This is a genomic window from Oleiphilus sp. HI0132, from assembly GCF_001635845.1.
In genome coordinates, this window is sequence record NZ_LWGJ01000959.1 from 1 (window position 1) to 11,920 (window position 11,920).

14 protein-coding genes are annotated in these 11,920 nt (G+C 44.2%); 8 read left to right on the forward strand and 6 right to left on the reverse strand.

Annotated elements, in window-relative coordinates; all coding sequences use genetic code 11:
- From A3766_RS10715 to A3766_RS10725, 3 genes are all read left to right on the forward strand, one after another.
- A partial coding sequence (locus A3766_RS10715; RefSeq protein WP_068642185.1) for an enoyl-CoA hydratase-related protein occupies positions 1-763 on the forward strand: 763 nt, incomplete at its 5' end.
- Positions 764-771: 8 nt separating this feature from the next.
- Positions 772-1,659, forward strand: coding sequence for a hydroxymethylglutaryl-CoA lyase (locus tag A3766_RS10720; RefSeq protein WP_068507219.1), 888 nt, complete (start codon positions 772-774; stop codon positions 1,657-1,659).
- A gap of 21 nt (positions 1,660-1,680) precedes the next feature.
- Positions 1,681-3,687 carry an acetoacetate--CoA ligase gene (locus A3766_RS10725; protein WP_068507221.1) on the forward strand — a complete coding sequence of 669 codons (2,007 nt, stop codon included), beginning with the start codon at positions 1,681-1,683 and terminating at the stop codon, positions 3,685-3,687.
- Between the two features lie 56 nt (positions 3,688-3,743).
- Here A3766_RS10725 and A3766_RS10730 read toward each other — a convergent pair whose 3' ends face one another.
- Complete coding sequence (locus A3766_RS10730; protein ID WP_068507222.1) at positions 3,744-4,064, reverse strand: antibiotic biosynthesis monooxygenase; 321 nt, start codon at positions 4,062-4,064, stop codon at positions 3,744-3,746.
- Positions 4,065-4,332: 268 nt separating this feature from the next.
- Here A3766_RS10730 and A3766_RS10735 point away from each other — a divergent pair, with 268 nt between their 5' ends.
- Complete coding sequence (locus A3766_RS10735) at positions 4,333-5,112, forward strand: ABC transporter substrate-binding protein (protein ID WP_068507224.1); 780 nt, start codon at positions 4,333-4,335, stop codon at positions 5,110-5,112.
- A 10-nt stretch (positions 5,113-5,122) separates the two neighbouring features.
- Here the strand turns inward: A3766_RS10735 and A3766_RS10740 are convergent, their stop codons facing one another.
- Positions 5,123-5,959, reverse strand: a complete 837-nt coding sequence (locus tag A3766_RS10740; protein ID WP_068507226.1) for a protein-glutamate O-methyltransferase CheR — start codon at positions 5,957-5,959, stop codon at positions 5,123-5,125.
- 34 nt (positions 5,960-5,993) lie between these two features.
- The gene (locus A3766_RS10745; protein ID WP_068507228.1) at positions 5,994-6,938 is read right to left on the reverse strand and encodes a chemotaxis protein CheV; all 945 of its coding nucleotides are present in this window, start codon (positions 6,936-6,938) and stop codon (positions 5,994-5,996) included.
- Between the two features lie 202 nt (positions 6,939-7,140).
- On the opposite strand from A3766_RS10745, the gene flgA reads away from it, so the two are divergent.
- From flgA to A3766_RS10765, 4 genes are all read left to right on the forward strand, one after another.
- Complete coding sequence (gene flgA, locus A3766_RS10750) at positions 7,141-7,911, forward strand: flagellar basal body P-ring formation chaperone FlgA (protein WP_068507230.1); 771 nt, start codon at positions 7,141-7,143, stop codon at positions 7,909-7,911.
- A 90-nt stretch (positions 7,912-8,001) separates the two neighbouring features.
- A complete protein-coding gene (flgM, locus tag A3766_RS10755) occupies positions 8,002-8,304 on the forward strand; it encodes a flagellar biosynthesis anti-sigma factor FlgM (RefSeq protein WP_068507233.1) in 303 nt (100 codons plus the stop codon).
- A gap of 30 nt (positions 8,305-8,334) precedes the next feature.
- Positions 8,335-8,808, forward strand: coding sequence for a flagella synthesis protein FlgN (locus tag A3766_RS10760; RefSeq protein ID WP_068507235.1), 474 nt, complete (start codon positions 8,335-8,337; stop codon positions 8,806-8,808).
- Positions 8,809-8,845: 37 nt separating this feature from the next.
- Positions 8,846-9,469, forward strand: a complete 624-nt coding sequence (locus tag A3766_RS10765; protein WP_231872240.1) for a class I SAM-dependent methyltransferase — start codon at positions 8,846-8,848, stop codon at positions 9,467-9,469.
- A gap of 29 nt (positions 9,470-9,498) precedes the next feature.
- Here A3766_RS10765 and cobO read toward each other — a convergent pair whose 3' ends face one another.
- From cobO to A3766_RS10780, 3 genes are all read right to left on the reverse strand, one after another.
- Positions 9,499-10,107, reverse strand: coding sequence for a cob(I)yrinic acid a,c-diamide adenosyltransferase (gene cobO / locus A3766_RS10770; RefSeq protein WP_082865318.1), 609 nt, complete (start codon positions 10,105-10,107; stop codon positions 9,499-9,501).
- Between the two features lie 39 nt (positions 10,108-10,146).
- Positions 10,147-11,007 carry a cobalamin-binding protein gene (locus A3766_RS10775; protein WP_082865058.1) on the reverse strand — a complete coding sequence of 287 codons (861 nt, stop codon included), beginning with the start codon at positions 11,005-11,007 and terminating at the stop codon, positions 10,147-10,149.
- A 9-nt stretch (positions 11,008-11,016) separates the two neighbouring features.
- Positions 11,017-11,920 (reverse strand): iron ABC transporter permease (locus A3766_RS10780; RefSeq protein ID WP_068642187.1); only part of this gene is annotated, 904 nt, incomplete at its 5' end.

Sequence of the window (11,920 nt, forward strand, 5' to 3'; positions counted from 1 at the left end):
ATTTGATAAGCAAATCGCCACCCTTTGCTTATCGTGCCCTGAAAAGCACAACGCTTTCGATGACCAGGTAATTACCGAACTACGCGCACATATAAAAACAGTCAACGACTCAGATGCGCGCGTTATGGTACTCAAAGCTGATGGCAAACATTTCTGCGCCGGGGCTGACTTAGCCTGGATGAAACGTATGGCAACGCTAAGTCATGAAGACAACCTTCACGATGCACGCCAACTTGCTGCGCTTATGCAAGAGTTAAACGATCTTAGGATTCCCACAATAGCACGCGTACAAGGAGCCGCCTACGGTGGAGCAATCGGGCTTATCGCGTGCAGCGACATTGCCATCGCCGATGAGAAATCACGTTTCTGTTTAAGCGAAACGAAACTCGGTTTAGCACCTGCCACCATCGGGCCTTTTGTTGTTGAAGCCATCGGCCCTCGCATCGCAAAAAGACTATTCTTAACTGCTGAAGTATTTAAGGCTCAAGCAGCAAAGGGTTATCAACTTGTCCATGAAGTTGTAGCAACTGAACAATTAGATGAGCAAGTACAGGCTATTGTTGAACAAATTTTAACAACTGGCCCGCAAGCCAGTATTGCAGCCAAGCAGCTAGTGGCTGACATAGTGCAAGCTCCTGAAGACTTAAGTGAACGCACCAGCCAGCTTATTGCTGACTTACGCGTATCGGAAGAAGGTCAAAATGGATTGAAGGCATTTTTCGATAAGCAGCCAGCTCCTTGGATTAAGAGCAATAAGGAGTAAACACAAGCATGAGTGATCAAGTAAGAATTGTTGAAGTGGGTCCGCGTGACGGGCTACAAAACGAAGCTGGAATCGTAAGCTTGGAAGATAAACTCGCCTTAATCGAACAGCTTGGCAAGGCTGGACTGAAGCAAATAGAGGCCGGTAGCTTTGTTTCACCCAAGTGGGTTCCCCAGATGGCCAGTAGTGCAGAGGTTTTCACAAAGCTAAGTCGCAGAGATGATATCTGTTACTCAGCTCTCACCCCAAACCTCAAGGGTTATGAAGCAGCCAAATCTGTCAATGTGGATGAGGTTGCCATATTTACTGCAGCTTCAGAAGGCTTTACTCAGAAAAACATCAACTGCAGCATTGATGAAAGCATTGCTCGTTTCGAGCCACTTATTACCCAGGCCAAGCAGGATAATTTGCGCGTTCGAGCTTATGTTTCTTGCATTATCGCCTGCCCTTACGATGGCATCACTTCGCCTGAAAATGTTACTAAAGTCTGTGAGCGCCTGCTGAGCATGGGCTGCTACGAGGTATCACTCGGCGATACAATTGGCATTGGTACGCCCGTTCAAATAAAAACGCTGCTCTCTCAACTATTGAGACACTTCTCGACCAATCAACTAGCCTGCCATTTTCACGATACCTACGGCCAAGCGCTTGCCAATCAATACGCAGCCCTAGAGTTAGGCTACAGAACTTTCGATACCTCAGTAGCTGGCTTAGGTGGTTGCCCCTATGCAACCGGAGCCTCTGGAAATGTCAGCACAGAAGACACCGTTTATATGCTCCAGGGGGCTGGCATGGAAACAGGTATTGAGCTAGACAAGCTCATTGAAGCAGGAAACAGAATTTGCAATGCAATTGGCCGAACTAATCAATCAAAAGTAGCGCTCGCATTAAAATAACCAGACTCGGAACAGCACGACATGAATCAGCAAAATAACGAATGCCTTTGGCAACCTAGCATAGACCGCATATCGCAGACAGAACTGACTCGATTCATGTCTTATCTAAATCAGCAAAGCGAACATTCATTTGAAAGCTACGATCAACTCTATCGTTGGTCTGTCTCTGATAAGCAGGCATTCTGGTCACAGCTGTGGGATTTCTTTGATGTCAAAGGTCATAAAGGCGAACTCACCTTGCTTAATGAAGACAAGATGCCGGGTGCGCAATGGTTTCCAAATGCGACCTTGAACTTTGCCGAGAATCTGTTGCGCCAAGCTGAAAGCAGCCCTGCATCGATAGCGATTGTTGAACGTGGCGAGCATGGCCTTAGAACAGAGCTTAGTTACCAGGAACTACTCCAGCAGGTTAATAAGTGTGCCACATATCTTAAGCAAGTGGGCGTAGCAAAAGGCGATGTGGTAGCCGGCTTCCTACCAAATAGTTGCTATGCGGTGATTGCCATGCTTGCTACAAGTAGCCTCGGTGCAATCTGGACATCCTGTTCACCCGATTTTGGCGTAACAGGCGTGCTCGATCGCTTCGAACAAACTCGTCCTAAAGTCCTTTTTGCTACAGACGGTTATTACTATGGAAATAAAACTATCAGCAGCCTTGAACGTGTTAAAGCCGTCCAGAAAGGTCTAAGCGAATTAGAAGCCTGCATACTGATTCCTTATCTCAAGCCAAAAGATAGCGACAAAGAAGCCCTTGGTGATTCATTTCATACCTGGGCGGATGTAATGAAGGTAGAGGACAACAGCGCATTGTCATTCACGCAAATGCCCTTTTCGGCACCGCTGTACATCCTCTATTCATCAGGAACAACAGGCAAACCCAAATGCATTGTACATAGCGCTGGTGGTACCTTGATTCAGCACCTCAAAGAGCTTGCACTGCATACCAACGTCAAGCCAAATACCAAGCTTTTCTACTACACAACCTGTGGCTGGATGATGTGGAACTGGCTCGTTTCTGGTCTAGCCTTAGGTGCTACGCTAGTGTTGTATGACGGCTCACCATTCCACCCAGAACAAACCAGCCTGCTTGATATTGCAGACGAAGAAGGTATCGATATTTTTGGGGCTAGTGCCAAGTATTACGCTGCCTGTGAGAAGTTTGGTCTGTCGCCGAAGCATAGCCACCAACTTGATAGCGTCGAAGCATTCTTATCAACCGGCTCCCCCTTGAGCCACGAAAGTTTTGAATATATTTACCGCGACATTAAGACGGACGTATGCGTCTCTAGTATTTCCGGGGGCACAGATATCATCTCTTGTTTTGCGCTAGGAAACCCGAATCTTCCAGTATACAAAGGTGAGCTTCAATGCATTGGCTTAGGGATGGACGTACAATTTTTAGATGATGATGGAACTAGCCTTACACAAGGAAAAGGAGAGCTTGTTTGTAAGCAAGCCTTCCCTTCCATGCCAACCGGTTTCTGGAATGACAAAAATAACGAAAAATACCAAAGCGCTTACTTTAAACGCTTTGACAACACATGGGCTCATGGGGACTACGGAGAGCTTATTGTCCACGAAGCAGATAATGGAACACCAACCCAAACCGGCGTAATCATTCACGGCCGCTCTGATGCAATCCTTAACCCTGGCGGTGTTCGAATAGGTACTGCTGAGATTTATCGTCAGGTTGAAAAGGTTGAGGAAGTGTTTGAGTCAATTGCTATCGGCCAAGAATGGCAAGATGATGTTCGTGTCATTCTCTTTGTTCGTTTACAAGAAGGTTTAACACTAGACACGCAGCTTATCGATAAGATAAAACGAAGTATCCGCGAGAATACTACACCAAGGCATGTGCCCAATAAGATTCTTCAAGTCACGGACATTCCCAGAACATTGAGTGGAAAAATTGTCGAGCTAGCCGTTAGAAATGTCGTGCACGGCAAAGAGCTTACAAATATAGAAGCATTGGCAAACCCAGAGGCATTAAACTTATATAGCAACTTAGCGGCCCTGAAAAGCGACTAGCACAATGACTATAAAATCAATAGAGAAGGCAATCTTCTCTATTGATAATAGGCGCTTTACAATAAACCGTAATCGCGTTCCACACGTGAAACCCTGACTTTATAGTCTCTATACCAGCGCTCCTTTCCTAAAGACTGTGCTGCAGTATGTTCTAGATTATCTTTCCACGCTTTAATCGATTCCAGATCACGCCAATAGGAAACCGTCACACCTAGTGAGTCACGTGCTGACTCTAAGCCCAAAAACCCGTCTTGCTCACTGGCAAGCGCTTCCATACGAAGAGATGTGTTAGAGTATTCCTTATCATCGCTACTAAGTACTGAGGTAAAAATGACAGAGTAATAGGGAGGTTGCGGTGTGCCTACAATTGCGTCCATTCTGCTTATTGCTCCTTGTAAAAACAGTTTCTGTAGTGAAAAAACACGTTCCCAGCTTCAACTTACTAACCATAAATTTTGCCCGCGCCCTGCGGGTAAAAGCTACAGTTCAAATAAACTATTTTTTGCTCTTCAAATCAAGAAAAATTGGCTAGATTTTTTAACTCGAGAAGCCAAAACGAGGTTGGCAAAAAAATGCCTAAGTTGGACATCCAGCAAATTCAAACTATAATTTTCCTATGATTTCTCCGGATACGGATACACGATAATGCGAGCATTTATTTCGAAAGCCACGTTACTTTATCTGTTACTCAGCACCACGACCGCCCTCGCTAACAAACAAGATCAAGTAGCTATTTCTTTGGCCTTTACTTTTTCAATGCCCCCATACTTAAGCCAGGATAAAAAAAGCGGTATTGAACGTGACATTATCTATAGCGCACTTACCCAAGCAGGCTACGAATCAATTAGTATTGAGAATGTCCATTACCTACGCGCAATAGAGTTAGTTAAAAGTGGCAGCATCGACGCAATTGTTTCAAATCAATCAAATACGATCTATTCTTCCAATTTGCCGGGTATTTCCACGAGCCACAAAACACTTGACTATGTGGACTGTGCCATCTCACTCGCTAGCCAGAACCTACAACTTAAAACTATATATGATTACTATGACAAGCATATTTGGGCTTTCAAAAGTGCGAGCACTACCTTGGGCCAAGACTTTCAGCTTATGACTCAGAATAACAAGAAGTACACTGAGGATGTTGATCAATTAAAACAACTCGACATGCTCGCAATGAAGCGCATTGACATTGCTATTTCGGATCGAAATATTTTTTCCAGCAAACACAAAAACAGCAGGAAATATCAATCCCTGGAATTTAGCTTCGACAATATTGCTCCCCCCACTTCTCGAGTAATTCGATCGATGGATAGGACATTAATCCAAAAGTTCAATAAGGGCTTGGAGGGCATTCAGGGTAATGGTGAGTACCAGGCTATCTTGAGTAAATATAGAGACTCTTATGCGGGGACTTGCGAATAAACCAGGTTAATTAAATCGCTCGATAGATAATTCCTGGGCGGCACTGAATCATTTCAAAGTACTCCGATAAACCATTAAGTGACTCAGAAGCACCTAAGATCAAATACCCTCCCTTCTTCAAAACACTATGTATTTTGACCAGAATCTTTCGTTTTAATTCAGGTGAGAAATAGATCAAGACATTTCTACAAAAAACCACATCGAGATTAGTTCCAACTCGACCGTAACCTTCCATCAAGTTTAACAACTGAAAATCAATGCTAGTTTTGTACTCAGGTTTAATCTGCCAACGACCATCTTCAAGCGAACTAAAACACTTCTTCAAGCGTTGCTCAGACATTCCGCGCCCAAGCGCCAACATCTCATAGATACCAGACTTCGCGTTAGCAAGCACTGTCGGTGAGATATCTGTCGCGACAACCTTTACCCCCCCCTTCAATCTACCGGGCTTAGACTCTTGAAACTCTTTCGCAATGATAGAGATCGAATAAGGCTCTTGACCTGTTGAGCATGCTGCTGACCATATTTTCAAGGGTGCAATAGTATTCTGCTTATCTGCTTCAACGAAGATTTTTTCTTTTAGAACAGTAAAAGGATGAGAGTCTCGAAACCATAAAGTTTCATTTGTAGTCATCGCATCAATCACTTCTTCTCTGAGATTGCGATGTGAAATACTCTTAAGCTTGGACACGAGCTCACTTAGGCTTGCAATCTGATGCTTTGCCATCACAGGCTTGAGGCGACTACTCACTAGATAAGCCTTATTTTCACCCAACAATATCCCGCACGCTTCCTCTAGAAAGGTGCGGAATAAGTGATACTCCTGAGCTGAACTATCTAATTGCATAGCCACCCTTTAACGAGCATGTTGCGCTGTACATCTAAGCTTTCGTCTTGATACGATCAATGATATCCATCACTTTTTCCGCAAGTTCATCCGGACTAAACTTGGCCATAAAGTCATCGGCACCAACTTTTTCTACCATTGCCTGGTTAAACACACCACTCAATGAAGTGTGCAGCATAATATAAAGTGGTGCTAAACGATGATCATCCTTACATAAGGTCGTCAAGGTGTAGCCATCCATCTCTGGCATCTCTACGTCTGAAATCATCAAATCAATATGATCATTAAGGTGTGACCCGTCCGCCACAAGTTCCCTTAGATAATCGTAGGCCTGTTTACCATCATTCTTGGTAATTACTGTAATGCCGATAGCTTGTAGGCAGTTTTGTATTTGCTTACGCGCAACCACCGAGTCATCAGCGACCAGAACGGTAGGCGGCGATTCACTATTACGTTCACACACCTGTTCTACGAACTCTTCGTTAACGGTTTCTTCTACAGGCGCCACTTCAGAAAGAATCTTCTCTACATCGATAATTTCTACAAGCTTATTATCGATACGAGTGACGGCAGTCAGGTAATTTTCGCGTCCGGCACCCTTTGGCGGCGGATGAATCTCTTCCCAATTAAGGTTAACGATACGTTCAACATCACCAACCAGGAAGCCTTGAGTCTTTCTGTTGTATTCAGTAATAATGACAAAGCTATTGGGAATTGTCTCTTCCGCAATCGGCATCTGTCCTGTTGCCATCCCCATATCCATAATAGGGATAGTTCCACCACGAATATGCGCGACACCGCGAACAACAGGATGTCGTTGTGGCATCATAGTTAACTTAGGGCACTGCAATACTTCTTTAACCTTAAAAACGTTAATTCCGTATATCTGCTGACCCTGAAGCTTAAACAACAATAATTCCAGTCGATTCTGCCCAACGAGCTGAGTTCGTTGGTTAACACTGTCCAGAATACCGGCCATATATATAGCTCCCCTAACGATGTTCAGAGCGGTATGTTACTTGCTTAAGTATTTAGCAGAATGCTTGATACTTAAGCAAATAGGTAAAACCCTGAGCAACGATTTGTACTTTTGACGCAACACTCAGTTTACGCAATAAAGTACTTGTTATTACACGTGCTTTTTAATTTTTTGCACAGCTAACAATAGCATAGGACATAAAATGAAAATTAGTAGGCAAATATTCTGGTTACCGCTTCTTTTTCTGAGCACACTAGTTATCGGGAGCGAGACCGTAACTTTGGAGAATAAGCATAGTCACGCTACGCCTGAAGAATTAGCAAAGAATGAAACCTCAGACAATAACTTCGACCTTAAAACGCTAGTCTCGGCATACCTTGAGCAGTTAGCCGCTGATTATGCGGACAAAGGTTACCGCTCAGAATACAGGGTCGGCAATATTGATCCATACCACAAAAACAAAACATGTAGCGAGCAGCCACAACTTAAGCTGAATCGCCCTCCTCTCACACAAAACCGAATAACAATCGAGATTCGCTGCGAAGGTCTTAAACCTTGGAAACTCTATATTGGCTCAGAATTCGACCTTTACGCTCATACAGTTGTCGCAACGGGGGGTATCCGGCGTGGCCAAGTGATCTCTATAAATGACATCAACCTAGAAGAAATAGTTATTAACCGAACACACTATTCACATTATCAACAGCTATCTGACGTCGAAGGTATGGTAGCTCGGCGCTCAATTAGGCCCGGATCAACAATTCAACCTGGCCATTTAACACCGCCAAAGCTGGTTAAGCGCGGCGATAATGTTGTAATCGTTGCCAGCAATAGTGCAATTTCGGTTAGAATGAACGGCACCGCTATGACTGACGGGGCGTTGGGGCAGCAAATACCCGTACAAAACCTGCAGTCGAAGCGTGTTGTAAAGGCTCGCGTAAGTGAGCCCGGCCTTGTAATAATAACACTTTAGAAAAAAACATAATTTACTGTAAGATTTAGCTAAAGTATTAAGATCGCATGCCGATATATTAGGCATAGAAAGATTTAAGGATGCATCACCATGAATATTGATATAAATGGCATTGGCTCTAATCGCACAGATGGCCCCAAACGAAATCAGGCTGGAAAGTCTGTTGAGAGCATTAGTAACCCCGCTCAAGGGCAGCCCCCTTCAAGCGAAAATGCTAAAGACAGCGTTAGCTTTAGCTCCTCGGCACAAAATCTTGCTCGCATTGAAGCAGAGATTAAATCACTGCCTGAAGTAAACCAAAGCCGCGTCGATGAGGTAAAAGCTCGTATAGAACGTGGTGAATATCAGCCAGACTCTGATAACTTGGCTCGAAAAATGCTTGATTTGGGGTAATTATCATTAATTACTCCAATGAGGTCTACTATGTCAGAGTTTACCGAGCAGCTTAAGAACTTACTCCGTCAAGATATTGTCGATCTAGATACCTTAAAGAAGCTCTTGGACCAAGAAAAGCAAACCCTAACAACGCGCAACACCGATCAAATTTCTCTATTATCCAAACACAAAACTCAAACTGTCCAACAATTAGAGTCTCGCGGAAAAATTAAGGCCAGGTTAATAGCCGAGTCTGGGCTTGGCATTAAACCTGGACACGTTGAGGAAAAGCTACAAACACTAAATGATGATGATTTAGTTAACTTATGGCAAACTTCCCGCGAGAAAATGCAACAATGCAAAGATACTAACCAGGTCAACGGAAGCATTATTAGTCGCTCCTTACAGCGCACGAATAAGTTGATGACAATCATCCGCGGCCAAAACAAAACGCAAAATCTTTATGGCCAACAAGGTAAAGAGCAAAGTTACGGATCCACCCATCGCATTGGCCAGGCCTGATACCCCACCCCCAACTACTCATGAATGCCCTTTATGCTTGTCAAAAGAAACAAGGGCTATTCACCGAGATTCACACAGCAAAGTAGACAGAGAATACCTTAACTGTGCGCACTGTGACCTGATATTTGTTCCTAAGCAGTTTCACATCTCGCCCGGGTATGAAAAATCAATCTATGATTTGCATGAAAACAACCCCGAAGACAAAGGATATCGGCGCTTTCTAGAGAAGTTATCTATGCCGCTGATATCTCAACTAGAACCCTTTGCCAATGGGCTTGATTTCGGCTGCGGACCCGGACCAACTTTATCAATCATGATGCGTGAAAAGGGCTTTAACGTAGAAGAGTACGATCCTTTCTACATGCCAGACAAAAGCCCTTTAAGTGGCCGCTACGACTTTATTACCAGTACAGAGGTTGTCGAACATCTGAGCAAGCCAAAAGAGGTATTTGAGCTCTTGTTTAAGATGCTGAAAAAGAAAGGAGTCTTGGGCATTATGACAAAACAACCCCCAAAGCAAGGCATCGTGAATTGGCAGTATACGAAAGACCCAACTCACATCAGCTTCTATTCCGTTAAAACCTTTCAATATATTGCTGCATTGTTCGACTGCCAGCTAGAGGTCATCTCTTACGACACAGTATTGCTAATCAAAAGATAAAACAGTACTCATTTACTTTTGCTCAGCGCCTAATAATCAACCCCTTCACGAGCCTTAACGCCCGCCTTATAGGCGTGCTTGATCTCTTTAATCTCTGATACCGTATCAGCTAACTCCTGCAACGCAGAGCCACCACCTCGTCCGGTAACAATCACGCTTTGCTCAAAAGGCCTATCTCGCAAAGCAGAAAGAATTCGTTCTTCTTCAAGGTATTTATAGGCAATCATATAGGTCAGCTCATCCAGCACGACCAAGTTGTAGCTGTCATCTGCAAGCATTTTCTCCGCTACCTTCCAGGTTTTTTCGGCCGCTTCGATATCTGCTTCTCGATCTTGCGTGTTCCAGGTAAAGCCAGTCCCCATTTGATAGAAGTCTACATCTGGCAATTTGTTTTTTAAGTAAAGCTCTTCACCTGAAAGCTGTGCCCCCTTGATAAACTGTACTACTCCAACCTTATGGTCATAGCCCAAGGCCCGCAAAACCATGCCAAAAGCAGAACTGCTCTTTCCCTTGCCATTTCCTGTAAGCACTATTAAGACACCACGTTCAATATTGGCTGCCTCGATATTAGCGTCTACATTGGCCTTTTGTTTTTGCATCTTCTTTTTATGTGAAGCATTTTTATCTTGCTTTTCCAAGGTCGTACTCCTTCAGGAAGGTAGGTTAGATTATTTATTTTATGAGCGGGCTCTGACTTGATCTAAAGCACTGCAAACGGACTTCATTCCATCAATCACGCGAAGTGAAAAACGATGCATTACGTCACCATTCACGGAAAATATATGCTGATTTCTTACTGCTGGAATCTCGCGCCAGGTAGCCCATTGTTGTGCATCGCCCAATTCTGCACCATGATGCGAAGGAACAATGATCACTTTAGGTTTCGCCTTGAGAATAACCTCTAGACTCACTTGCGGATAATCTAGCGAAGTATCATCAAATATATTTACTCCACCACAACTCGTTAAAATTTCATTGATCCAGCTGCCCGCACCTATCGTTCTTAAGGGCTCATTCCACAACTGGTAAAAGAAGCTTATTGGCGCTTTATGATGATTCTCTTTCTGTATGCCCTGCCAGTCTTGCTTAAACGTTGCAACGAGCTCCGCGGCTTTCGCATTCAGCCCAGTCAAGGCCCCCAGCTCTATGATTTCCGTTTCAATATCTGCCATACGCTTGGTTTCACTACGATAGACCTTTAAGCCCAAGCGTTCTAGGCGATCAATATCACCGGCAGGATTGCCTCCTTCCCAAGCAACAATCAAGTCCGGTTTTAAGGCGAGCACACTCTCAAGTTGAATCCCATTGTAACCACCGACCTGAGGTATTCTCTTAGCTTCATCAGGAAAATCAGCATAGCTTGTCGTTGCTACGATTCTACTTCCAGCACCTAGAGAAAATAATAACTCAACTGAGTGTGGAGAAAGCGCTACGATTCGCTTTGCAACAAAGGGTGCGTGGGAAGTTTCGTCACTATGAGACAAGGAAGCTTGAAAAGCCAAGACTAGCAAAAGCAATAGATTAAGTACTCTGAACATAAGCACGATTTACCATCCTCGACGACGAAGAACCAGAAGAAAGAAGGCACTACCAATTGCTGCTGTAATGACACCAACGGGTAGCTCATTATTATCGATCAAGGTACGTGCAAGCACATCAACCCATACCATGAAACAACCACCCAATAATACACACGCCGTTAAAACGTGCTTACTCCGGCGCTCTAGCAACCTTCTAACAATATGGGGCACCATTAAACCAACAAAGCCTATGCCACCACAATTTGCAACCAACGTTGCCGTTAACAAAGAACTAAGCAATAACATAGAAATTCGCAAACGCTTTACATCCACTCCTAATGCGGTCGCACTTTCATCCCCCGCAAGCATGACACGCAAACGCCGGTGATTGGCAAAAAATATTGCGATACAAATAAGAATAACTAAAGACGGCATCCATAATGCTCCCCAGTGAGCTTTACTAAAACTACCCATAGTCCAAAAAATAAGCGATGCAACGGCTTGAGCATCAGCCATATATAAAACCAAGCTCGTTGCCGCGCTGAACATAAAAGAAACCGCAACGCCGGCTAATAACATTCGTTCAATTTGCGCCCCCATACCCGAAAGAGAGATAACCAGAATAACCGACACAGCACTGCCAATAAACGCTCCAGCAGTGATACCGAGATCATACAGACCAGCATCACTTAGCATTGAACTAGCTCCACCTGCGGCAATGACCAGCACAGCGCCAAATGAGGCGCCTGAGGAAATACCAAACAAATAAGGGTCAGCCAGCGGATTTCGAGTAACCGTTTGCAGAACTGCACCGGCTAAAGACAAACCAGCCCCCGCAAAGAAAGCAAGTATCAGGCGTGGAAGACGCAGATCGAGTAGTACTTGCTCATGGATAGGGTCTGCCGATGCCNCACCCGTAATAACACTAATG